The sequence below is a fragment of the Janthinobacterium sp. YR213 genome (assembly GCF_900099875.1).
Lineage (GTDB): Bacteria > Pseudomonadota > Gammaproteobacteria > Burkholderiales > Burkholderiaceae_D > Janthinobacterium > Janthinobacterium lividum.
On record NZ_FNDA01000004.1, the window covers coordinates 671,380 to 694,309 of the forward strand.

The 22,930-nt window shown below is 61.0% G+C and carries 28 protein-coding genes; 26 read left to right on the forward strand and 2 right to left on the reverse strand.

Annotated features, from left to right (window positions below; genetic code table 11):
• Positions 1-45 precede the first annotated feature (45 nt).
• The 5 genes from ppsA to BLT98_RS20735 all read left to right on the forward strand — a co-directional run bounded on the left by ppsA (position 46) and on the right by BLT98_RS20735 (position 5,615).
• Positions 46-2,478, forward strand: coding sequence for a phosphoenolpyruvate synthase (gene ppsA, locus BLT98_RS20715; protein WP_034752367.1), 2,433 nt, complete (start codon positions 46-48; stop codon positions 2,476-2,478).
• Between the two features lie 146 nt (positions 2,479-2,624).
• The gene (locus BLT98_RS20720) at positions 2,625-3,122 is read left to right on the forward strand and encodes a Dps family protein (RefSeq protein ID WP_092610964.1); all 498 of its coding nucleotides are present in this window, start codon (positions 2,625-2,627) and stop codon (positions 3,120-3,122) included.
• A 177-nt stretch (positions 3,123-3,299) separates the two neighbouring features.
• Complete coding sequence (locus BLT98_RS20725; protein ID WP_034784134.1) at positions 3,300-3,716, forward strand: NfeD family protein; 417 nt, start codon at positions 3,300-3,302, stop codon at positions 3,714-3,716.
• A 15-nt stretch (positions 3,717-3,731) separates the two neighbouring features.
• A complete protein-coding gene (locus BLT98_RS20730; protein ID WP_070257384.1) occupies positions 3,732-4,676 on the forward strand; it encodes an SPFH domain-containing protein in 945 nt (314 codons plus the stop codon).
• 630 nt (positions 4,677-5,306) lie between these two features.
• Positions 5,307-5,615: an H-NS histone family protein gene (locus BLT98_RS20735; RefSeq protein ID WP_010397665.1), complete on the forward strand. Its 309-nt coding sequence runs from the start codon at positions 5,307-5,309 to the stop codon at positions 5,613-5,615.
• 312 nt (positions 5,616-5,927) lie between these two features.
• On the opposite strand, the gene smpB is transcribed toward BLT98_RS20735, so the two are convergent.
• Entirely contained in the window at positions 5,928-6,377 is a 450-nt protein-coding gene (gene smpB, locus BLT98_RS20740; protein ID WP_034784131.1) for an SsrA-binding protein SmpB, read from the reverse strand.
• 93 nt (positions 6,378-6,470) lie between these two features.
• On the opposite strand from smpB, the gene BLT98_RS20745 reads away from it, so the two are divergent.
• From BLT98_RS20745 to guaA, 4 genes are all read left to right on the forward strand, one after another.
• On the forward strand, positions 6,471-6,902 hold the full coding sequence (locus BLT98_RS20745) for a type II toxin-antitoxin system RatA family toxin (protein WP_035818194.1): 432 nt from the start codon (positions 6,471-6,473) through the stop codon (positions 6,900-6,902).
• Positions 6,895-7,191 carry an RnfH family protein gene (locus BLT98_RS20750; protein ID WP_034784128.1) on the forward strand — a complete coding sequence of 99 codons (297 nt, stop codon included), beginning with the start codon at positions 6,895-6,897 and terminating at the stop codon, positions 7,189-7,191. The genes BLT98_RS20745 and BLT98_RS20750 overlap by 8 nt, the downstream gene beginning before the upstream one ends.
• A gap of 135 nt (positions 7,192-7,326) precedes the next feature.
• Positions 7,327-8,787, forward strand: coding sequence for an IMP dehydrogenase (gene guaB / locus BLT98_RS20755; RefSeq protein ID WP_034777711.1), 1,461 nt, complete (start codon positions 7,327-7,329; stop codon positions 8,785-8,787).
• A gap of 70 nt (positions 8,788-8,857) precedes the next feature.
• Positions 8,858-10,468, forward strand: a complete 1,611-nt coding sequence (gene guaA, locus BLT98_RS20760; protein WP_034777714.1) for a glutamine-hydrolyzing GMP synthase — start codon at positions 8,858-8,860, stop codon at positions 10,466-10,468.
• A 163-nt stretch (positions 10,469-10,631) separates the two neighbouring features.
• Here the strand turns inward: guaA and BLT98_RS20765 are convergent, their stop codons facing one another.
• The gene (locus BLT98_RS20765) at positions 10,632-11,372 is read right to left on the reverse strand and encodes a helix-turn-helix transcriptional regulator (protein ID WP_071653309.1); all 741 of its coding nucleotides are present in this window, start codon (positions 11,370-11,372) and stop codon (positions 10,632-10,634) included.
• Between the two features lie 516 nt (positions 11,373-11,888).
• Here BLT98_RS20765 and BLT98_RS20770 point away from each other — a divergent pair.
• The 17 genes from BLT98_RS20770 (at position 11,889) to BLT98_RS20845 (ending at position 22,921) form a co-directional block, all read left to right on the forward strand.
• Positions 11,889-12,302: a hypothetical protein gene (locus BLT98_RS20770; RefSeq protein ID WP_034777728.1), complete on the forward strand. Its 414-nt coding sequence runs from the start codon at positions 11,889-11,891 to the stop codon at positions 12,300-12,302.
• Positions 12,303-12,389: 87 nt separating this feature from the next.
• Complete coding sequence (locus tag BLT98_RS20775) at positions 12,390-12,776, forward strand: hypothetical protein (RefSeq protein ID WP_092610968.1); 387 nt, start codon at positions 12,390-12,392, stop codon at positions 12,774-12,776.
• A gap of 7 nt (positions 12,777-12,783) precedes the next feature.
• Positions 12,784-13,413 carry a hypothetical protein gene (locus BLT98_RS20780; protein ID WP_092610971.1) on the forward strand — a complete coding sequence of 210 codons (630 nt, stop codon included), beginning with the start codon at positions 12,784-12,786 and terminating at the stop codon, positions 13,411-13,413.
• On the forward strand, positions 13,413-14,261 hold the full coding sequence (locus BLT98_RS20785) for a hypothetical protein (RefSeq protein WP_139179339.1): 849 nt from the start codon (positions 13,413-13,415) through the stop codon (positions 14,259-14,261). Before BLT98_RS20780 ends, BLT98_RS20785 begins: the two co-directional genes overlap by 1 nt.
• A 2-nt stretch (positions 14,262-14,263) precedes the next feature.
• The gene (locus tag BLT98_RS20790) at positions 14,264-14,893 is read left to right on the forward strand and encodes a Pvc16 family protein (protein ID WP_092610975.1); all 630 of its coding nucleotides are present in this window, start codon (positions 14,264-14,266) and stop codon (positions 14,891-14,893) included.
• Entirely contained in the window at positions 14,890-15,468 is a 579-nt protein-coding gene (locus BLT98_RS20795) for a carboxypeptidase-like regulatory domain-containing protein (RefSeq protein ID WP_092610977.1), read from the forward strand. Before BLT98_RS20790 ends, BLT98_RS20795 begins: the two co-directional genes overlap by 4 nt.
• 19 nt (positions 15,469-15,487) lie before the next feature.
• On the forward strand, positions 15,488-17,146 hold the full coding sequence (locus BLT98_RS20800) for a phage tail sheath C-terminal domain-containing protein (RefSeq protein WP_244517599.1): 1,659 nt from the start codon (positions 15,488-15,490) through the stop codon (positions 17,144-17,146).
• Positions 17,147-17,180: 34 nt separating this feature from the next.
• Complete coding sequence (locus BLT98_RS20805; RefSeq protein ID WP_034777734.1) at positions 17,181-17,627, forward strand: phage tail protein; 447 nt, start codon at positions 17,181-17,183, stop codon at positions 17,625-17,627.
• A gap of 21 nt (positions 17,628-17,648) precedes the next feature.
• Positions 17,649-18,032: a hypothetical protein gene (locus BLT98_RS20810; RefSeq protein ID WP_052139831.1), complete on the forward strand. Its 384-nt coding sequence runs from the start codon at positions 17,649-17,651 to the stop codon at positions 18,030-18,032.
• 38 nt (positions 18,033-18,070) lie between these two features.
• The gene (locus tag BLT98_RS29725; protein ID WP_306508707.1) at positions 18,071-18,184 is read left to right on the forward strand and encodes a DUF6760 family protein; all 114 of its coding nucleotides are present in this window, start codon (positions 18,071-18,073) and stop codon (positions 18,182-18,184) included.
• 1 nt (position 18,185) lies between these two features.
• Positions 18,186-18,698: a phage tail protein gene (locus BLT98_RS20815; protein ID WP_034777736.1), complete on the forward strand. Its 513-nt coding sequence runs from the start codon at positions 18,186-18,188 to the stop codon at positions 18,696-18,698.
• The gene (locus BLT98_RS20820) at positions 18,698-19,843 is read left to right on the forward strand and encodes a hypothetical protein (RefSeq protein WP_092610979.1); all 1,146 of its coding nucleotides are present in this window, start codon (positions 18,698-18,700) and stop codon (positions 19,841-19,843) included. The genes BLT98_RS20815 and BLT98_RS20820 overlap by 1 nt, the downstream gene beginning before the upstream one ends.
• Positions 19,843-20,484, forward strand: a complete 642-nt coding sequence (locus tag BLT98_RS20825; protein ID WP_070279322.1) for a CIS tube protein — start codon at positions 19,843-19,845, stop codon at positions 20,482-20,484. The genes BLT98_RS20820 and BLT98_RS20825 overlap by 1 nt, the downstream gene beginning before the upstream one ends.
• The gene (locus BLT98_RS20830) at positions 20,477-21,523 is read left to right on the forward strand and encodes a phage late control D family protein (RefSeq protein ID WP_092610981.1); all 1,047 of its coding nucleotides are present in this window, start codon (positions 20,477-20,479) and stop codon (positions 21,521-21,523) included. Before BLT98_RS20825 ends, BLT98_RS20830 begins: the two co-directional genes overlap by 8 nt.
• Entirely contained in the window at positions 21,520-22,116 is a 597-nt protein-coding gene (locus tag BLT98_RS20835; RefSeq protein WP_092610983.1) for a phage baseplate assembly protein V, read from the forward strand. The genes BLT98_RS20830 and BLT98_RS20835 overlap by 4 nt, the downstream gene beginning before the upstream one ends.
• 5 nt (positions 22,117-22,121) lie before the next feature.
• The gene (locus tag BLT98_RS20840; RefSeq protein WP_240317548.1) at positions 22,122-22,529 is read left to right on the forward strand and encodes a PAAR domain-containing protein; all 408 of its coding nucleotides are present in this window, start codon (positions 22,122-22,124) and stop codon (positions 22,527-22,529) included.
• Between the two features lie 2 nt (positions 22,530-22,531).
• Complete coding sequence (locus BLT98_RS20845) at positions 22,532-22,921, forward strand: GPW/gp25 family protein (RefSeq protein ID WP_034777759.1); 390 nt, start codon at positions 22,532-22,534, stop codon at positions 22,919-22,921.
• Positions 22,922-22,930: the final 9 nt, after the last annotated feature.

Sequence of the window (22,930 nt, forward strand, 5' to 3'; positions counted from 1 at the left end):
TGTGCGCCGCGCGTAAAGATTTCTATCATCAGTAAGGGTGTCATTATGACCAACGCAGTATCGCAACAGCAGGAAGACAAGGACGCGGTGTATGTTGCCTCGTTCGAGCATTTGCGCATGACGGATGTCGAATCCGTCGGCGGCAAGAACGCCTCCCTGGGCGAAATGATCAGCCAGCTGGCGGAAGCCGGCGTGCGCGTGCCCGGTGGCTTTGCCACCACGGCGCAGGCATTCCGCGATTTCCTGTCGTATAGCGCCAATGGCGGCTTGCCGCTGGCCGAACGCATCGCCCAGCGCCTCGAAGGGCTGAACATCGATGACGTGCGCTCGCTGGCGCAAGCCGGTGCCGAGATCCGTCAATGGATCGTGGAAACGCCATTCCAGCCACGCCTGGCCGCCGAAATCGACCAGTTCTATGCCAAGCTGGTGGCCGATTCCGATACCGAAATGTCGTTTGCCGTGCGTTCCTCCGCCACGGCGGAAGACTTGCCGGATGCTTCTTTTGCTGGCCAGCAAGAAACTTTCCTGAACGTGGTCGGCATCGACAACGTGCTCGAGGCCATGAAGCAGGTGTTCGCGTCGCTGTACAACGACCGCGCCATCTCGTACCGCGTGCACAAGGGTTTTACGCACGCTGAAGTGGCCTTGTCGGCCGGCGTGCAGCGCATGGTGCGTTCCGACCTGGGCGCGGCTGGCGTGATGTTTACCATCGATACGGAATCGGGCTTCAAGGACGTGGTCTTCGTCACCTCCAGCTATGGCCTGGGCGAAACCGTGGTGCAGGGCGCCGTCAATCCCGACGAATTCTATGTGCACAAGCCGATGCTGGAAAAAGGCAAGTCGCCCGTGATCCGCCGCAATATCGGCTCGAAGCTGCTGAAGATGGAATTCACGAACGAAGCGAAAGCTGGCCGTTCCGTGAAAACCGTCGACGTGCCCGTCGAAATGCGCAACCGCTACTCGCTGAACGACAGCGAAGTGGTGGAACTGGCCAAATACGCCGTCATCATCGAAAACCACTACGGCCGTCCGATGGACATCGAGTGGGGCAAGGATGGCCGCGACGGCAAGCTGTACATCCTGCAAGCGCGTCCAGAGACCGTCAAGTCGCAGCAAAAGGCGACCGACGTGCAAGAGCGCTTCAAGCTGAAAAGCACCGGCACCGTGCTGACGTCGGGCCGCGCCATCGGCCAGAAGATTGGCGCCGGCCCCGTGCGCGTGATCCACGATCCGGCCGACATGGAACGCGTGCAGCCAGGCGACGTGCTTGTTGCCGACATGACGGACCCGAACTGGGAGCCTGTCATGAAGCGCGCTTCGGCCATCGTCACCAACCGCGGCGGTCGTACTTGCCACGCAGCAATTATTGCGCGTGAACTGGGCGTGCCTGCCGTCGTCGGCTGCGGCGACGCGACCGACGTGCTGAAAGACGGTACGTTTGTCACCGTCGTGTGCTCCGAAGGCGACGAAGGCAAGATCTACGATGGCTTGCTGGAAACAGAAGTGTCGGAAGTGTCGCGCGGCGAATTGCCGAAGCTCGACACCAAGATCATGCTCAACGTGGGCAATCCGCAGCTGGCGTTCGATTTCCAGTCCGTGCCGAATGCCGGCGTGGGCCTGGCGCGCCTGGAATTCATCATCAATAACAATATTGGTGTGCACCCGCGCGCGATCCTGGAATACCCGAACATCGATGCCGACCTGAAAAAGGCCGTGGAATCGGTGGCGCGTGGCCACGCTTCGCCGAAGGCGTTCTACATCGACAAGCTGGCCGAAGGCATCGCCACCATCGCCGCCGCGTTCTGGCCGAAAAAAGTCATCGTGCGCCTGTCCGACTTCAAGTCGAACGAGTACAAGAAGCTGATCGGCGGTTCGCGCTACGAGCCGGACGAAGAAAACCCGATGCTGGGCTTCCGCGGCGCGGCGCGCTACCTGTCGGCCGACTTCTCCGAAGCATTCAACATGGAATGCGAAGCGATGAAGCGCGTGCGCAATGACATGGGCCTGACCAACGTGGAAATCATGGTGCCGTTCGTGCGCACCCTGGGCCAGGCCGAGAAAGTCATCGACTTGCTGGCGAAGAATGGCTTGAAGCGCGGCGAGAACGACTTGCGCGTCATCATGATGTGCGAAGTGCCGTCGAACGCCATCCTGGCCGACCAGTTCCTCGACCATTTCGATGGCTTCTCGATCGGTTCGAACGACCTGACCCAGCTGACCCTGGGTCTGGACCGCGATTCCGGCATGGAATTGCTGGCCGCCGACTTCGACGAGCGCGACCCTGCCGTGAAAGCCCTGCTGGCCCTGGCCATCAAGGCTTGCCTGGCACGCGGCAAGTACATCGGCATTTGCGGCCAGGGTCCTTCCGACCATCCGGACTTCGCCGTCTGGCTGATGGAGCAGGGCATCGAATCGATGTCGCTGAATCCGGATTCGGTGATCGACACCTGGCAGAAACTGGCTGCGCTGAAAGCGTAAGCATCTTTCCCGCCCTTTGAAAACCCGCTGCCGCTCACCCGGCAGCGGGTTTTTTTATGCCTGCCACGCGGCGCACGGCAGTATTCGATGGACTTGCTCCAGATCAGCTAAAATGATTCCACCAATACATTGAAACAGGAGTTCACATGGCAAGCAAGAAACCGAGCAAAGTGGCAAAGATCGATATCGGCATTTCCGAAGCGGACCGCGCGAAGATTGCGGACGGCCTGTCCGGCCTGCTGGCCGACAGCTACACCTTGTACCTGATGACCCATAATTTTCACTGGAACGTCAAGGGGCCGATGTTCAACACCCTGCACCTGATGTTCATGACGCAATATACGGAGCAGTGGGCCGCGCTGGACCTGATCGCCGAGCGCATCCGCGCCCTCGGCTACCCGGCGCCGGGCACCTACAAGGAATTCGTCAAGCTGGCCTCGATCAAGGAAATCGACGGCGTGCCGCCGGCGCTGGACATGGTCAGCCACCTGGTATCGGCACAGGAAGCAACCGCGCGCACGGCGCGCCGCCTGTTCCCGTTGCTGGAAAAGGCCAATGACCAGCCGACGGCCGACCTGATCACGCAGCGCCTGGATTTGCATGAAAAGACGGCGTGGATGTTGCGCAGCCTGCTCGAGGAATAAAGGCCGGGCCTGCGGCGCTAATTCGCCCCCGCCTATTGACGTCATCAGGAATTGCGTTAGACTGCTTGTATATAGGTGTTTGGCAAGAATAATATCAGGCAGTAATACGCATTAAACCCCGTCGCTTATATAGGCTACGGGGTTTTTTATTTTCGGATTCGCAAAGATGGAGGCATCATGGCTGAATGGGTAGGCTGGTTTGTGGCGGCTGGCGCGGTATTGATCCTGGAGCTGTTTACGGGCACGTTTTATTTGCTGATGATCGCCATCGGCATCAGTGCCGGAGGACTGGTGGCGCTGGCGGGCGGCAATGGCGGCTGGCAAGCCCTGACGGCCGCCATTGTCGGCGTGGCGGCCACCCTGTTATTGCGGCGCAGCCGTTTTGGCAAGGCGGCGCGGCGCGATGCGGCGCAGGACCCGAATGTGAATCTCGATATCGGCCAAAGCGTGGCGGTCGCGCATTGGGTCGATGGCGCGGCGCGCGTCATGTACCGCGGCGCCTTGTGGGATGTGGAGCTGATTCCCGGCGGCGATACGCAAGCCGGCCATTACACCATACATGCCGTGCGTGGCAGCCGTTTGATTGTTGGATAACCTGGAGAGTAGATTATGGAAGTAAGCACTGGTAGCGTGTCGCTGATCTTGTTATTGCTGGCATTGGTATTTGTCTTCAAGACGGTCAATGTGGTGCCGCAGCAGCATGCCTGGGTGGTGGAGCGTCTGGGCAAGTTTCACGCGGTATTGGGTCCTGGCCTGAATATTGTCGTGCCTTTTGTCGACCGTATCGCCTACAAGCACGTGCTCAAGGAAATTCCGCTCGACGTGCCGCCGCAGGTGTGCATTACGCGCGACAATACGCAATTGCAGGTCGATGGCATTTTGTATTTCCAGATTACCGATGCCATGCGTGCTTCATATGGCTCGTCGAATTATATTGCCGCCATTACGCAGCTGGCGCAAACGACCTTGCGTTCGGTGATCGGTAAAATGGAACTCGACAAGACATTTGAAGAACGCGACCATATCAATACGGCCATCGTGAATGCCATCGATGAATCGGCGGCGAATTGGGGCGTCAAGGTATTGCGCTATGAAATCAAGGATTTGACGCCGCCCAAGGAAATCCTGCATGCGATGCAGGCACAGATTACGGCCGAACGCGAAAAGCGCGCCCTGATTGCCGCCTCGGAAGGGCGCAAGCAGGAACAGATCAATATCGCCAGCGGTGAGCGCGAAGCGGCCATTGCCCGCTCCGAAGGCGAGAAGCAGGCCTCGATCAACCGTGCCGAAGGCCAGGCCACGGCCATCGTCGCGCTGGCGCAAGCCAGTGCCGAGGCGCTGCGCCAGGTGGGTGCCGCCATTCGCGAACCGGGCGGGGAAGATGCCGTGAACCTGAAAGTAGCCGAGCAGTATGTGGGCGCGTTCGCACAATTGGCGAAAACCAATAACTCGATTATCGTGCCGGCGAATCTGGGCGATATGAGCGGTTTGATCGCCACGGCGATGCAGGTGGTGAAAACGCAGAAGCCGAAAGGCAGTGTGGCGATTCCCTGATTGCCTGGTGAATAGCAAACTCGTAGCAGGTTTGTCTTTAAAACTGCCCGCCATATCGCGGGCAGTTTTCAATTGCGCCATTGGAATATATGCTGGCAGACGGGCTGGAGTATCTGCGCTTGAATCCATAACGTTGAAATCTTTTCTTTATGCTATGCTGTGCGCACTTTCGGGCTTATATGCTGTCGTGCGACGCTTATCTTTTTGATTAAGTAGAATCTGCGGCTCATGCATGGCTATGATTGCGCCGATATCCGCGACGGATACTTGGGAGGAATTTTTGGAGTTGATGCATAAGGGCGATAGTATTGCTCCCATGTATATTTTGAATTGCAATTTATAATTACTATAAATTGCAATGAAACAAAAAGTACTGCAAAATAAATACTGCCGATGGCGCTGTATTGAACCGCAGCCGTACAAAGCGGAGACGCTTGCACAGGCAGTTCATGCGCGATGCCGGTTCCCCATGCTGGAAGGATTACACTGTTTGAAAGCCAGGGAAGCAGGTTTTTTGGTAAAAGAATTGTAAAAAACAATCAAATCTGAAGAAAAATCACCTCAGTCGCGTTACAATTGGATAGAATTTAACTGTTCAGTTATATTTTTCAACTCACACAAGGAAATATCATGGATCTGTCCAGCTTATCCCTGTCCGAACTGCGCACCTTGCAGGACGACATCAAGAAGCAAATGAAGAAACGCGAACAGGACGATCTGTCCAAAGCGCGCGAGCAAATCCTGGCAATCGCCCAGAGCGTTGGCGTTTCCGTAAAAGATCTGGTTGGTACGGGTATCCGCGCTAAAACCGGCACGGTCGCAGTACGCTATCGCAATCCGGATGACGCGACGCAGCAATGGACTGGCCGTGGCCGTCAGCCGAAATGGGTCAAAGAGTGGACCGATTCGGGCAAGTCGCGTGATCTGCTGAAGGTGTGATTCTGAAGGTTTAAAAACCGTTCATTCGGATGCTTGTCCTGTGCAGTGATACAGGTGTAGTACAAGGCAGCATGCAAGCATCCGGAACTTTCCTGATTTATCGTCTTTGGCCAGGCAGGCAAAGCTGATTCATTCGCTTATCTCCATGGTGTTTTCACCAATACCAGTTTTTTCCCGCCGTATCTCTTTCCATTCCCTGTTTTTATCCCATTGCGCTGTGCGTTTCCGCTTGCCGCAGGCACCGGCAAAATAAAACCCGGCATATAGCCGGGCTTGATGGTATCGGCGCAGCACGCTGCGCGTAGCGCCGGATCAGCGGCGGTGCGACTTCATCGCCGCCTGGACTTCGCGCGCGCCGTCGCGGTCGCGTTCCGCTGCCCGCTTGTCGTGCTGCTTCTTGCCCTTGGCCAGACCGATTTCGCATTTCACGCGGCCGCCCTTGTAGTGCAGGTTGAGCGGCACCAGGGTATAGCCGGAGCGTTCCACCTTGCCGATCAGTTTATCCATTTCCGCACGGTGCAGCAGCAGCTTGCGCGTGCGAACGGCTTCCGGATGGATGTGGGTGGAGGCGGTCGGCAGGGCGCTGATATGCGCACCGAACAGGAAGAGTTCATCGCCGCGGACGACGACGTAGGCTTCCTTGATTTGTACGCGGGCGTCGCGGATGGCTTTGACTTCCCAGCCTTCCAGCACGATGCCGGCTTCGTAGCGATCCTCGATAAAGTAGTCGTGGAAGGCTTTTCTGTTGTCTGCTATGGTCATGAGATGGTAAATGTGCGCGGGTCGGTTAAACTACTGTCTCGCGCAAGCGCGATAAAATCAAATGTATCCAACATCATAGCAAATGGTTCTTCAATGGCAGTAGTACATAAATCAGTTTTTCTCGGCTATAGCGCCGAACAAATGTTCGCGCTGGTGGCGGCGGTGGAGGATTATCCCAAATTCCTGCCCTGGTGCGGTGCGGTCGAGATTCGCGAGCGGGGCGAGAACACGGTTGTCGCCAGCGTGGGCATACATTACCACGGCGTGCGCCAAAGCTTCACCACGTCCAACGAGAACGTGCCGCCGACCTCCATCAAGATGAAGCTGGTGGACGGTCCTTTCAAGACCCTCGACGGCGTGTGGACCTTCAAGGCCCTGCGCGAAGATGCGTGCAAGATCGAACTGGACCTGCACTACGAGTTTTCCAGCCGCGTACTGGAACAGATCATCGGCCCCGTCTTCGGCATGATCGCCAACAGCATGGTCGATTCCTTCTGCAAGCGCGCGGAGACGGTGTATGGCTGAAGCAGGCATCACGGTGCAAGTATGCCACGCGCTGCCGGACAGCACGTTCCTGCGCTCCTTGAATGTGCCTGCTGGCACCACCATCGAGCAGGCGGTGGCGCTGAGCGGACTGCTGCGGGAAATCCCCGCCATCGACCTGGCCGTGAACATGGTCGGTATCTATGGCAAGAAGAAGCCGTTGGATACCGTCCTGCGCGAGCATGATCGGGTGGAAGTTTACCGTCCCTTGCAGGCAGACCCGAAAGAAGCGCGCCGGCGCAGGGCTGGCGGCAAGCCTGCGAAGGGCTGAGCGGTCATGCCCATCGCCGCGAAGCCATTGCCTGGTGAGCGCCATTTTTTGCTATTTCCAAATATCTTTTTTATGCCGCAAGGACGGAGGGCGCTTTTTTCTGTATAATCTGCTTTTGCGCCAATAGGAAATGCTATGCGTCTACTTCAAAAAGCACTCACATTCGATGACGTGCTGCTCGTCCCAGCCTACTCCAACGTTCTGCCCGCCGATACGTCCCTCAAAACTCGCCTGACCCGCAATATCACCCTGAATATTCCCTTGCTGTCCGCAGCCATGGATACGGTGACGGAAGCCCGTCTGGCGATCGCGATGGCCCAGGAAGGCGGCATCGGCATCATCCACAAGAATTTGAACCCGAAGGACCAGGCACGTGAAGTGGCCCGCGTAAAGCGTTTCGAAGCAGGTGTGTTGCGTGATCCGATCACGATTCCGCCGGAAATGAAAATCCGCGACGTGATCGCTCTGACGGAACAGTACGGCATCAGCGGTTTCCCTGTTGTCAAGGGCAAGGAAGTCGTCGGCATCATCACCAACCGCGATTTGCGCTTTGAAAAGGAACTCGACGCGGAAGCTTCCGCCAAGATGACCCCGCGCGAAAAGCTGGTGGTCGTGAACGAAGACGCCGATACGGCTGAAGCCAAGCGCCTGATGAACAAGCACCGCCTCGAGCGCGTGCTGGTCGTCAATGACGCGTTTGAGCTGCGCGGCCTGATCACCGTCAAGGATATCCAGAAATCGACCTCCCACCCGTTCGCATCGAAAGACAGCCAGGGCAAACTGCTGGTCGGCGCCGCTGTCGGCGTAGGCGCCAAGGATGAAGAACGCATCGACCTGCTGGTCGCTGCCGGTGTCGACGTGCTGGTGGTCGATACGGCCCACGGTCACTCGCAAGGTATCCTCGACCGCGTACGCTGGATCAAGACCAAGTACCCGCAAGTGGAAGTGATTGGCGGCAATATCGCTACCGCCGCCGCCGCCAAGGCGTTGGTGGAATACGGCGCCGATGCGGTCAAGGTCGGCATCGGTCCTGGCTCGATCTGCACCACGCGTATCGTCGCCGGCGTGGGCGTGCCGCAAATCACGGCCATTTCGAATGTTGCCGAAGCTTTGGCCGGTACGGGCGTGCCATGTATCGCCGATGGCGGTATCCGCTTCTCGGGCGATATCTCGAAAGCGCTGGCCGCTGGCGCCTCGACCGTCATGATGGGTTCCATGTTTGCCGGTACGGAAGAAGCACCAGGCGAAGTGATCCTGTACCAGGGCCGCAGCTACAAATCGTACCGCGGCATGGGTTCGCTGGGCGCGATGTCCGATGGTTCGGCTGACCGTTATTTCCAGGACGCCACCATGAAGGCCGACAAGTTCGTGCCTGAAGGTATCGAAGGCCGCGTCGCCTACAAGGGCAGCGTGCTGGCGATCATCTTCCAGCTGGTGGGCGGCGTGCGTCAATCGATGGGTTACTGCGGTTGCGCCACCATCGACGAACTGCGCGAAAAAGCGGAATTCGTGGAAATCACCTCAGCCGGCATGCGCGAGTCGCATGTCCATGATGTGCAGATCACGAAAGAAGCGCCAAATTATCGCTCCGAGTAAGCGGTAACGAAAGTCCAGACCGGCGCCCAGTGCGCCGGTTTTGCAATTGACCCTGAATAAAGCTCCGACCATGCATTCTAAAATCCTCATTCTCGATTTCGGTTCCCAAGTCACCCAGTTGATCGCCCGCCGCGTGCGCGATTCCGGCGTGTTTTCCGAAGTCTTCCCGTATGACGTCAGCGACGAATTCGTGCGCAACTATGGCGCTGCCGGCGTGATCCTGTCGGGCAGCCACAATTCCACGCTGGATGGCGACTCGCCGCGCGCGCCGCAAGCCGTGTTTGAGCTGGGCGTGCCCGTGCTGGGCATCTGCTACGGCATGCAAACCATGGCGGCCCAGCTGGGCGGCAAAGTGGAAAATGGCCTGGTGCGCGAATTCGGCTACGCCGAAGTGCGCGCCCGCAGCCATACCAAGTTGCTCAACGGTATTGCCGACTTCGTCACAGACGAAGGCCACGGCATGCTGAAAGTGTGGATGAGCCATGGCGACAAGGTGCTGGAAATGCCGCCAGGCTTCAAGCTGATGGGCAACACCCCGAGCTGCCCGATCGCGGCCATGGCCGACGAAGAGCGCCAGTTCTACGGCGTGCAATTCCACCCGGAAGTGACGCACACGGTGCAGGGCAAGGCCATGATCGGCCGTTTCGTGCATGAAATCTGCGGCTGCAAGTCGGACTGGAACATGCCCGACTACATCAGCGAAGCGGTGGAAAAAATCCGCGCGCAAGTCGGTAGCGATGACGTCATCCTGGGCCTGTCCGGCGGCGTCGATTCGTCCGTGGCTGCTGCCCTGATCCACCGCGCCATCGGCGACCAGCTGACCTGCGTCTTTGTCGACCACGGCCTGCTGCGCCTGGACGAAGGCAAGATGGTGATGGACATGTTCGCCAAGAACCTGGGCGTGAAAGTCATCCGCGTCGATGCGGAAGACCAGTTCATGGGCCACCTGGCCGGCGTTACCGATCCCGAGCAAAAGCGCAAGATCATCGGCCGCGAATTCGTCGAAGTCTTCCAGGTCGAGTCGGGCAAGCTGGTCAACGCCAAATGGCTGGCGCAAGGCACGATCTACCCGGACGTCATCGAATCGGCCGGTAAAGGTAAAAAAGGCCAGACTATCAAGAGCCACCACAACGTGGGCGGCTTGCCGGACACCATGAAGCTCAAGTTGCTTGAGCCTTTGCGCGAACTGTTCAAGGACGAAGTGCGCAAACTGGGCGTGGCCCTGGGTCTGCCGCATGACATGGTCTATCGCCACCCGTTCCCGGGCCCGGGCCTGGGCGTGCGCATCCTCGGCGAAGTCAAGAAAGACTACGCCGATCTGCTGCGCCGCGCCGACGCCATCTTCATCGAAGAACTGCGCAACACGCCGTACGAATTCGTCGCCGGCCAGGCCGTCGACCCGGACGCGCTGCCAGCGAACTGGTATGAAGCGACGAGCCAGGCTTTCGCCGTCTTCCTGCCTGTCAAATCGGTGGGCGTGATGGGCGATGGCCGTACCTACGAATACGTGGTGGCCTTGCGCGCCGTGCAAACGCAGGACTTCATGACGGCCCACTGGGCGCACTTGCCGCACAGCTTGCTGGGCAAGGTCTCCAACCGCATCATCAATGAAGTGCGCGGCATCAACCGCGTCGTCTACGATATCTCGGGCAAGCCGCCGGCGACCATCGAGTGGGAGTGAGTTTCCCTAGGGGAGCATTTTCATCGTCATGCTCATCATGGTGATTCAGTAAGCAGGGCCCTGTTTTTACAGGGCCTTTTTTTATGGCGCTGGACTGTTATACCCGGAGAGCCGGTAGCCCATGCCGCCAGGCGGCTCGGGTTGCATGGCAAATCTGGCCCGCTCAGGAGGGGATCAGGAAGCCGGCCTTGATGGCCTTGAGGACGGCTTGTTGGCGCGTCTGTACATTGAATTTCTTCTTCGCATTGGAGACATGAAAATTGATGGTGCCTTCGGAACGCAGCAGGATGCGCGAAATTTCCCACGAGGACTTGCCCGCCATGATCCACTGCAGGCATTCCATTTCGCGCGTGGTCAGCGGATTGGCGCCAGGCACGGGCGGCGCGTCGTGCTTGATGAAGCGGGCGGACGATTCGATCACGTAGTCGCGGATCAGGGCCAGCTGCGCAATCGTGGCGAAGCTGTCGCGTTCAGCATCCATCGGCGGCGCGTTGCGGATAAAACTCAACATACCCGTTTCACCGCTTGCGCCGTGCACCGGGAAGCAAAAACCGGAGCGCATGCCGTGCTGGCACGCCTGTTCATAGAAGGCGCGCTGTGCGGGACTGGTGAAACTTTCCGGCCGCCATAACAGCGGCATGGTATTGGCCAGGCAGTGGGAGATGCTGGGATCGCTTTCATGCAGGCGTTCCGAGACATACAGCGCGCGCCAGGACGGCGGATAGTTGCTCACGACAAAGGACGCCTCCGGTGCCGGCCAGTGAAAAGCCACCGTCTTTTCCGGCGCGACGCCGTAATACACATGCTCGTAGCCGCATTGTGCGCCGATGCTGAACAGGAGACGGGTCCAGTCCGCTTCGGTTTGGCATCGCACCAGGCTAAACAGGTCATCCAGCAGCAGCATGGAATACTCCTCGGGTTGATGATGGTGGTTCGTAACGCCAACATGCAAGACGCGTCCCGGCGATCACGGTGTCGTCGCAATCGCTGCCTGTCATCAGGCGCGGTGGCAGGGGCGGGCGCAGCATCACAATACGAAGGTTAAACGAAGGGCAGATTTGTATGTTGCAGGATTTGAGCATTAGCAACACCTAGTAAAAATAATAGTTTTCTAGCAATCGTTACATTGTCACAAGCAGAGGCCGTATAAGGTTTCTGATGATGCAAGTAATGCGGAGAAACCCCTCTTTTTGTCCCGCTTGCTGGTGAGAATGCGTGATTATCTGGCCCATCGCCGGCCCGGCTCGCGCGGCGTGTCGCGGATACACCAAAGCCATGCCAGCGCAAACTGGCACATTTGTCAGGTGACTCGTGCCGCGCCAGCGTGGCTTAATGTCGTTGCTGACCAATGCATTGTCGGTCGACTTGAAAAAACGGACGCGTGTAGTTCAACGAATTTTCACTCTTAGAGGAATGCATCATGACATCTGAGTACAAGTACGCCACGGCGGAAATCAGTGTGCAAAACGCCCAGCCTGGCCAGCGCATCTCGGTCACACTGGACATCGAAACGAAATCGGACACCCTGTGCTGGAGCACCGGCGATCCATCGGAAGACAGCAATTCGGGCATCACCATTAACGCCTCGGGCGGCGTGGCCCTGCCGTTGAGCAGCCTGAGCGTCAATGGCGTCCTGATCGACCTGCAGATCAGCGCCGGCGGTTCGGATTCGGTAACCTTCAACATTTCGCCTTGCCTGACGGCCAATGGCAGCCTGTCGCTGCTGAAGATCAAGTCGACCAGCGATAGCGGTCCCGTGCTGACCTTCAATTTCGATGGCAAGAAGCCGATCACGCTGAGCCAGAACTTTGTCATCCTGGAGTGGCCGAATTAAGCCTTGCTGAAGCTGGCGCATCGGCACCCGTGTGAATGCCCGCCCGCGGCAGGGCATTCATCTTTTTTGGCTCTTCGAGGAATTACCGTGCAAGAATATTCGATCGCATTCATCTTTGAAGTCAGGTCCGACAATACGGTCCCGCTGAACGCCGTCCTGTCGATCACCGATGCCAACAGGATTTCGCTAACCGGAACACCGGTGCAGATCCAGCCCTGGGGCGGCGCGCCTGCCACGCCTCCGCTGGCTTACCTGAATGTCAAGGAAAACGGCATCAACCTGCAGGCAGGCGCCAATCCATCGGGCGACCAGCAAGCGCTGGAAGTGGTGGTCGGCGTGGTCCCGGCCGGCGCCAGCATGACCGTCAACTTCACCTATGTCGATGTGACCGTGCTGGGCTATTACAAATTTCTCGGCGGCAGTAGCCAGGTGCCCTTGAAAGTGGGCAAGAACACCATCACCTTCCCGGAATAAACGCGCGATGAGCAAGCGGACTACGGGCGGTACCGACCTGGCGGCGACGACGCTTGCGGAGCATACGCCGGCCGCCGCGCCGCGCAAGCGCTCCGCGTCCATCAGCAAGCCGGCCGGCCAGGCGCTGGCGCAGGCCGAGGCAAAGCTGGTCATGGCGCGCATCCAGATCGATGCCCTGGCCTTGAATCCGCATGAATTGCAGCACCTGCAATCGCACCTGCTGAGCAACCCGCTGCACGCGCTCAACGAGCAGTGCTACCACGAGGTGACGACGTTTCGCCAGCTGAGCATCCGTTTTTTCCAGTTGCGTGCCAACAGCAAGGCCTTCCTGAGCATCCGCCCCGACCAGAAGGCGATCTGGAGCGAAGGCGGCGAGGACAGCCGCATGGTGGGACTGTGCATGTCCAGCAACGCGCCCGCCATGTATCTGAGCAGCTTGCTCATCAATGCGCGCGAAATCATCCTCGAAACCTACCAGGACTGCGACGAGGTCAGCATCGAACTGTACGTGCAGACCAGCCAGCCGCAGCTGCAGGGCCGGGTCGACCTGCCGCCCGGTGCCAGCGTCTGCCTGCAATCGCGCGGCGACCGCAGCACGGTCATCGGCCTGAGTTCATTTGCGATCGATCTTGCCTGATGAATACTCCAACGCTCCAGCTTGACACCGCACACGGCCAGCGCATGCAAGGCGACCCCTTGCCGGTCGTGTTGATATTCAAGAATATCGCGGCCGACTCGAACATCAATTTCACGTTCACCACGGCCGGCACCGAATGGTCGCTGGGCGCGCGCTCGGGCGACAGCATGGGCTTCACGGTGGTGGCCGAACAGAACGGCGGCCAGCGCCAGTCATGTATCCGTTCGGTTGAATTTTCCGGCGGCTTGCTGGCCATCCGCACCGCCAGCGGTGGCGCCGCGCTCAACGCCTTCACCATGACCCTGTTCCTGCGCGTGGCCCCCGGCGTCGATTATCTGCAGGGCTATTGCACGCTCAACAACGAAGCGAGCGTGATGGCGTTTTTCGGTTCGCAGCGCGCGATGGAGTGGCGCAACGGGCGCATCAGCGCAGTCCTGCGCGATCCCGACGCCAATTCGCGCAGCGTGATCCTGTCGGTGCAGAATGCCTATCCGGGCGACCGCATCGCCCTCGAACTGTCGACCAAGAAAGGTCTGGGACTGGCCACCTGGTGTCTGGGACCGGGAGGAGAAGAGTCGGGTGGCATCCGCCTGGCCGGCGCCCAGCCCAGCGTGCCGCTCAAGTTCTTTGCGTACGGCACCCGCGTGCTGGAATTCGAGACGAGCCAGAGCGCCGACGCCGGCGCCACGCTGGACTTCTTCATGCAGGCTTACCTGAGCTGGCAGCCGCACGATCTGCCGTACATCTACCTCAAGGCCACCTGCGACCCCAACGTGAGCCTGTTTGCCCACATCGGCAACCGCCAGCCGCAACTGGTCAGCCAGACCTTCACCGTGTTTACGCTCTAGCCATGGGACCGGCGACCATCGATTCCGGACAGGTGCTGCGCTGCGTGAGCGAGTCGCTGCGCTCGCTGATCCGCGCGCACATCCCGGAACTCGCGAATGAATCGGCGGTCGTGTTCGACTCGCCCGCCGAGATCGACAGCCAGGGCGCGACCATGCTCTCGCTCTACCTCTACAACATCGAGATCAATCCCTACCTGCGCAACCTGCCGCCCACGCTCACCCGCGGCCAGGGCAGGGGCGGGCCGAACTCGCTGGCCGTGACGCCGCCGCCGCTGGTCTCGGACCTGCTCTACATGATGGTGCCGTATGCGCGCTCGGCCGAACTCGAACTGGTGCTGGTGGACAAGCTGGTGCGCCTGTTCCACGACGTGCCGGCGCTCGCGGGCGCCTGGCTACACCCCCAGCTCAAGGCCAGCGGTAACGACTCGATCGCCATCGTGCCCGACGCCAGTCCGATCCTGACCTTGCACAATATCTGGAGCGGCTTTCCGAACAAGCCCTACAAGCTTACCAAGCTGTACACGCTGTCGCCGGTGCGCATCGCCTCGTCCCTGCAGCCGAGCGCCGAGATGGTTGCCGACAGCACATTGGAGACGACGCGGCGCGCCATCGCCGGGGCGGGAGCGGCATGAAGCTGAGCGCCGTGATCCAGCTGATCGACGGTTTCAGCATGGCGCCGGCAGTGGGCGCGCGCGCGCATTTCCTGCTGAACGACAAACCCATTGTGCCGCAGGACAAGGCACAGGCCTTTTACGCCTTTGCCGGCCTCGACGACGGCAGCTACCGGCTCGACGTACTCAGTGCCGACCACCGCTACTTCGACCAGCAGCTGACGTTCGAGGTGCCGCTCAAGGAGCCGCTGGCGGACGCAATCGTCGCCTGCGTGCTGGCGCCCAGTCCCCTCTATCCGTATCCCGAGGGGACCACGCTGATCCGCGGCAAGATCGTCGACGCCGCCGCGCAACCGCTGGCCCAGGTCGTCATCAGTGCCGGCTACCAGGGCGCGCGCGCCAAGGCGCAGGCAGTGGCGGGCGCCTCGTCCGGCTATGGCCGCTATGCGGGCCGCTACGCGCTGGCGCTGCGGGGTAAACTGGACGAGCCGACCACGGTCGCGCTTGGCTTTAGCAAGGCCGGCCACGCCAAGGTCAGCAGGCAGGTCAGCGTGCAACCAGGTTCCATGCTGTTCCTTGACATCGAGATGCCGTAATCCACACGAGAGACTTATTTTGGCCACTTATAACCATCCCGGTATTTATATTCAGGAAGTGCCAGGCACCCGCAGCATCCAGGGCGCTTCCACATCGACCCCGGCTTTCGTCGGCGTGACGGAAACGGGGCCGTACATGCAGCCCATCCTGCTCACCAGCTGGGCCGCCTACCAGCGCACGTTCGGCCAGCTGGCCTGGTATGCGATGGTGTCGTGGTCGGTCTACGAATTCTTCAACGAAGGGGGCGCCGCCTGCTATGTGGTGCGCGCCAGCGACAAAGCGAGCGCCAAGTGTGCCAGCGCCAAACAGCCGCTGGCCGTCACGGCCGTCACACCGGGACCCTGGGGCAACGCCATCAGCATCATGATCAGCAACGCCAGCGCGACCGACCCGAGCATCACGCCGGCGCCCACCACGCCCGTCTTCAATGTCACCGTGATGGTGGCGGCGGCGCTGATGGGCACGCCCGCCGCGCCCGTGGTGGCGACCATGCCGAACTTGCTGCTGCAGCAATACATCGTGCAAAACAGCCTCAGCCCGCAAACCTTCGGCACGGCCTCCTATTACGTACTGGAGCAGTTCAACGGCTTCACGGCCAACAGCATGATCAACGAGGCCAACAAGCCCAGCGCGCTGGCGACGCAGATCAACGCCAATTCCATGTTCATTCGCGTGGCGGTCAACAGCACCGCTTCGCCCACGCCGCCAGTGCGGCCACCGAATGGCGGGCCGACGGCGCTGAGCAACGGCGGCAACCCGAATTACGATCTGACCGATGCCACCAAGCTGCTCGACAAGGTGCAGGGCCTCAGCCTGCTGTCCGTGCCCGACACCGTCACGGCCACCGACAACAGCGGCAAGCAGTCGCTGGCGCTGCAGGGCACCCTGATCAATGCCGGCCTGATGTTCTGCATCGACAAACGCAACCTGTTCTATGTGATCGACCCGCCATTCGGCCAGAGCGTGCAGGACATCCTGTCATTCAAGTCCGGCCAGGGCCAGGCGCCGAAAGGCAATCCGAATGCGCTCAACTCCGATTTCGGCGCGCTGTATTACCCATGGGTCTACATCTACAATCCGATCGCCGGGGTCAACGTGCCGATCCCGCCGTCCGGTCCTGTGCTCGGCCGCTATGCATATACCGATATCAATGTGGGGGTGTTCAAGTCGCCCGCCGGGGTCAATGACGGCGCCTTGATGAGCGCAGTGCTGCTCGACCAAGCCCTGACCGATGCCGACCAGGACTTGCTGAACCCCGAAGGCATCAACGCGGTGCGCAATTTCATCAACTACGGCAACGTCATCTGGGGCGCACGCACGCTTGCGCTCAACACGGAATGGACCTATGTGAGCGTGCGGCGCCTGTTCATCTATGTCGAGCAAAGCCTGCGCCAGAGCCTGATGTGGGTGGTGTTCGAACCCAACGACCAGCAACTCTGGTCATCCATCACGCGCGACGTCAGCGCTTTCCTGACCACCCTGTGGCAGCAGGGCGGCCTGTTCGGCGCGACGGCCGCCGAAGCGTTTTTCGTCACCTGCGACGAATCGAACAATCCGCTCGAGACGCGCATGCTGGGGCAGCTGTACATCGACATCGGCCTGGCGGCAGTGTATCCGGCCGAGTTCGTCATCCTGCGCCTGACCCAAAAAACCAGCGCGCCCGATTCCGGCAGCTGAGCCCATCCACACCGATTGATTGCGGAGAACGCGCATGGCCACACAATTAACCGATCCCTACCGGGGATTCCGCTTCCGGGTCGAGATTGCCGGCATCCAGATCGCCGCGTTTTCCGAGGCGAGCGTACCCGACAGCACGATCGAGGCGGTCGAATACCGCGAAGGCACCGACCCGGTCTACAAGCGTTCGCTGTCGGGGCTCACCAGCTACGGCAAGCTGAGCCTGAAGAAGGGCCTGACCGACTCGATGGACCTGTACAACTGGTACCAGCTGGTGTCGACCCAGGGCTCGGGCGCGAAGGGGGCGCAAAAGAACGTTTCGCTGATACTCATGGATGCAGGCGGCGCCGACAAGGCGCGCTGGAACGTGATCAGCGCCTGGGCCAGCAAATACGAAAGCTCGGGCCTCAACGCGGCCAGCAGCGACGTGATGATCGAGACGTTCGAACTGACGATGCAATACATGACGCGCGTGTCGTAACGCGCACAAGGGGAAGCGGCAATGAGCGTGATCTGTACCGAAATCGAATTTATCCTGCCCTTGGGTTACCGCGACGGCGACGGCAACCTGCACCGCAATGGCGTGATGCGCCTGGCCACCGCCGGCGACGAGATCCTGCCGCTCAAGGATCACCGCGTCCAGAGCAACCCGGCCTACCTGATCATCATCGTGCTGTCGCGCGTGATCGTGCGTCTGGGCAGCCTTGAAATGGTCAGCACCAAGGTGGTCGAGGAGCTGTTCGCGGCCGACTTCTTCCACCTGCAGCAGCTGTACAACAAGATCAACCAGGTCGACACCGACGACGCCGGCTTGCCGGGGGAGGCGCAGGGCGCCCTGGGAAAGCCGGGCTTGCTCCAGTTTCCGACCAGCTTTACGCAGAGATAGCCTTCCTCGCCTATCACTTTCACTGGTCCCATGAAGACCTGATGGCGATGGAACACGCCGAGCGGCGCCGCTGGTGCGGCGAAATCAGCAAGATCAACCAGACGATGAATGCCGACGAGCGGCACAAGTCGATGCACAACCTGGGAGCATGAGATGGTGGTCGGTGTCAATGCAGTCATGGGTGCCGCGCAGCGCCAGCTGGGCCTGCGTATCGACCCGTTCAAGGCCTACAATTTTTTCGTCGAAGTCGAAGGCATCCTGGTGGGCGGCTTCATGTCCGTCGAAGGGCTCGAATCGAAGACCGAGGTGCGCACCGTGCGCCAGGGCGGCGTCAACGACATCGAGTACAAGCTGCCCGGCCAGGTGACCTGTTCCGACCTGGTGCTCAAGGCCGGCATCACGGCGCTCGACCCGATGTGGCTGTGGTACCAGTCGACGCTGAGCGGCGCCATCCGGCGCCGGAACGGCTCCATCTACCTGTTGGATGACCGCGGCTTGCCCAGCGTCTGGTGGGATTTCTACAATGCCTGGCCGGTGCAGTGGCAGGGGCCAAGCCTGGATGCGGGCGGCAGCCTGGTGGCATGCCAGTCGTTTACGCTGGCGCACGAAGGCATCCGCAAGAGCCTCGCGAGCAGCGTGTATTCGGCAGCGGCGGGGATACTCTGATGCGCGCCATGCACCTTGGCTGCGCCGGCCTGGCACAGCGCTTCCATGCGGCGCGCGGCGCGCCCCTGTGGCGTTTCGCCCATTCCGGCGCGCCGCTGCAGCTGCGCATGGCACATGGCGGAGGGGCAGGCCGGCACACGACGTCGGTGTTGCACTATTGGCAGCAATTCCGCTCGGCCATGGGGCTGGTGGTGCGCATGCAGGGCATGGCGCGCAAGGCGGACATGGCCGAACGCATCGAGGTACGCCTGCTGGAATTGCGGGCCAAGCTGATGCAGGCGCACGCGCGGCAGCAAACCCTCGTGCGCCTGGTGCTGCCGCGCCTGGAGCGCGGCGTGGCGCAGGCGCAGCAGGCCAGGGCCGCGACCATCGCCTGGCTGGCGCGCGGTGCGGAGCAGCCAGCCCTGGCGCTGGCCGTGCGCCATTTCGCCGCGCAGCCGGCAGCGGGGCAGCGGGGCGCCGTAGCGTTGGCGCGTGCCGTCGCGCGTTGCGCCGGCCTGCGCGCCGTAGCGGCGGTGTCTTCGCCGGTGCCGGCCCGGACAGCCATCCGGCGCGCGCAGCCGGCGGCGCATGGGGCCCCTTCCCAGCCGGCCGCTGGCGGCACGGCCAGCCCCGCCCCACGCGAGGCGGCGCGGCGAAGCGGCATGGCCAGACGGGCGCCGGCCAGCAATGGCGTTGCCGTGCCCGGCACGCCGTTCCTGCGTCCCGCATCGCATCCGGCACAGTTTCCGCGCGCAACGCGCCCGGCTGTGCCCGCCCGACAGGCAGGCGGCTGGCGCCCCCCGGTGCAGGCCGTGCCAGCGCCATTGCCAGCGCCGGCCGCGCGCGCCGCCATCGTCCTCGGACGCTACCAGGGCCGCCAGCCCGTGCGGCGCGACATGCGCCAGGCGGCGCCCGCTGCCACGGCTGAGCTGCAAAGCCGCGTCGAGCATATTGTCGATACGCGCATGCTCGGCGTGGAACGCGCGGTGCAGACCAGGGTGGTGCATGAAATCGTCCATGGCGGGCAGTCGCAGGAGCAGTTGCGCAAGGTGCTGGCCGAGACGCTGTTTTCCGCGCCAGTGCTGGCCTCGCTGACCGACCGCATGGCAAGCGCCATGGCGCGCCGCAGCGCCACCGAACGCTATCGCCGGGGAGGCGCCTGATGCTGGAAATGGCCAAGATCGTCGTGCATGCGACGCGCGAGGAAATCCCCGTGATGTACAACCCGACCGAACTGTCGCTGAACAAGACCGTGATGGTGCAGGGCGAGGGCTCGAACATTCAGTTCCAGCGGGTCAATAATGACGATCTGACCGTGTCGCTGTTTTTCGATACCTACGAGCGCCAGGTCGACGTGCGCAGCAAGACCAACAAGATCGTCGCGCTCACCGTGCCCAGCGTGGGCACGAATGTGCGCAAGGAGCCTCCGGTGCTGGTGTTTACCTGGGCCGGCCCGCTGTTTACGGGCATTATCGTCAAGCTCGACCAGAAATTCACGATGTTCCTCAGTTCCGGCATTCCCGTGCGCGCCGAGCTGAACGTGACGTTCAAGTCGGTGCTGACGGAAGAGGAGGACTTGCAGTCGCGCGGCTATTTCAATTGCCGCCAGCTGTGGCAGGTCAAGCAGGGCGACCGCCTGTACCTGATCGCGCAAGCGACCCTGGGCGACCCGAACCAGTGGCGCCTGATCGCCGCCCAGAACAGCATCGAGGATGCCTTGAATTTCCCGCAGCGCAAGGATATCGGCCGCAATCTGGTCATTCCCGACGTGCATGCCGGCACAGCGGGAGCCGTGTATGCTTAGCGTCCAGACCGGGGCATTCAAGATCCTGAAGAACCGCAGCCCTTTGCCATCCTCGATCGTGGCCGCCATCCACAATGTGCGCGTGCACGATGAAATCAATGTGCCGGCCATGTTCAGCTTCACGCTCGACATGGTGAAGGCGGACGGCGCCTGGCAGGACGTCGACCTCGACGTATTCAAGCCGGGCGACCAGATCACGATTTTTCTGGGCCTGAACCAGTTGCATCAACTGATCAGCGGCGATATCACGGCCATCGAACCGAGTTTCAGCACGGCATCCTCGGCCGCCACGATACGCGGTTTTGACCGCATGTACCGGCTCAAGTTCGGTACCCGCACCAAGACCTACAGCTTGCTCAACGATAACGAGATCGTCAGCGACGTGGCGCGCGCGGCACGTTTGCCGGTCACGCTGGAAGGTCAGCCGGACACCATCAACCAGTACGTCATCCAGAACAATGTCTCCAACTACGCCTTCCTGATGGAGCGCTGCAAGCAGCTCGACTATGAACTGCTCATGGCCGACACGACGCTCGTGTTCCGTCCCTCGGCCGAGGGCAACGGCGCCATCAAGACGCTCAGTTATCCGCGCGACCTGAGTGCGGTGAGCCTGAACCTGAAAGTGCCGACCATGGGCCAGAAGGTGACGGCCATCGGCTACGACGTCGAAACGAATGCCGTCATCACGGCCTTGGCGCAGTCCGGCACCAGCCAGGACAAGATGGGCGGCAGCGAAACGGGCTACGAGGCGGCAGAAGATTTTCCCAGTTCGGAAATGACGCTGCAATGTCCAGGCATCAGCGACCCGGCCGCACTGCAGGCGGTGGCCGACGCGCAGTTCCAGAGCCAGCTGCAAAGCTTTATCGAAGGCCAGGCCAGCCTGGTGGGCGACAGCGACCTGGTGGCTGGCGTGAACATCAAGATCACCGGGCTGAGCGAGCGTTTTGACGGCACCTATTACGTCACCTCGAGCACCCACGACTATGACGACAGCAGCGGCTACAAGACGGACATCAACGTGCGCAGGACGGGTATATGAACGGCAACGCATCCGGGGTCACGCTCGGCAAGGTCAGCAACACCGAAGACCCCAAGGGCCTGGGACGCATCCGTGTTTTTTTGACGCTGAGTGGCGCCACCATCGAGTCGGACTGGCTGCAGGTGATGAGCTTTTTCGCCGGCCCCGGCTATGGCGCCTTTTTCCTGCCGAGGAAAGACGATTCGGCCTTGCTGGCTTTCGCCGACGGCGACCCGAACCAGCCGTATGTGCTGGGCTTCCTGTGGAACGGCGTGCAAAAGCCGCCCGTCGAGGCGGCCCGGCAGCAGGAAGTGCGCATGCTCAGGACGCAGTTGGGCAAGACCATCGTGCTCGACGATAGTGCGCAGGGCAAGATTACCATCATCGACGAAAAGAACAACCAGATCGAGCTCGATACCGCCAACAACAAGATCAGCATCAGCAGCGAAGGCGACCTGGCGATCAGCGCCAAGGGCACGCTGACCATCAGCGCGCCCCACGTGGTGCTGCAGACCACGGATGGCAGCGTCAAGGCCGATTTGTCGGCCGAGGGCATGCAGTTGCAGGGCGCAAAGGCGCTCAAGCTGCAAGCCGCCATGATCGATCTGAACTGATGGGCATGGGCGCAGCCAAGGCGGGCGACAGTATCGTCAACGCCGCCGACATCCACATCGTACTGGTGCCGAGCCCGGGCGGACCGGTGCCGACCCCGCAGCCGTTCCCGTTTTCCGGCAAGATCGCCAGCAATACCAGTCTGAACGTGCGCATCAACGGCAGGCCTGCGGCGACCGTCGGTTCGATGGCCAACAATGTGCCGCCGCATATCGCCGCCAGCGGCCAGTTCCAGGTGCCGCCCACCAATCTCGGGCAGGTGATGCTTGGCAGCTTGACGGTCCGCATCAACGGCAAGGGCGCCGCGCGCGCGGGCGACCTGTGCGAAACCTGCCACGACCTGCCGCCGGCCGGTCCGCAGGCGCCGCCGCCGACCGTGCAGGTGGCCGGCATGAGCACCGTGAGGATGGGCTAGCGATGGCCACCGGCGCCGATTTCCTGGGCCAGGGCTGGGCGTTCCCCGTGCAGACCAGCGGCGGGCGCGTGCTGTTCGCGGCCGGCGCCGACGACATCGCCGAAGCCATCCTGATCATCTTGCAGACGGCACCAGGCGAAAGAGTGATGCTGCCGGCCTTCGGCTGCCGCATCAATGAGCTGGTGTTCTCGGCCGGCAATGCCAGCGCCAGCAGCCTGGCGCAGCTGTACGTGAAGCAGGCGCTGGACCGCTGGGAGCCGCGCATCCAGGTCACCGGCGTGGCCGCCCTCATCGACGCGCAACAGCCCAATTGCCTGCAGGTGTCGGTCGATTACCTGATCCGCTCGCACAACCAGCCGGCCAATCTGGTCTACCCATTCTTTCTCAAATAAGCCAGGACA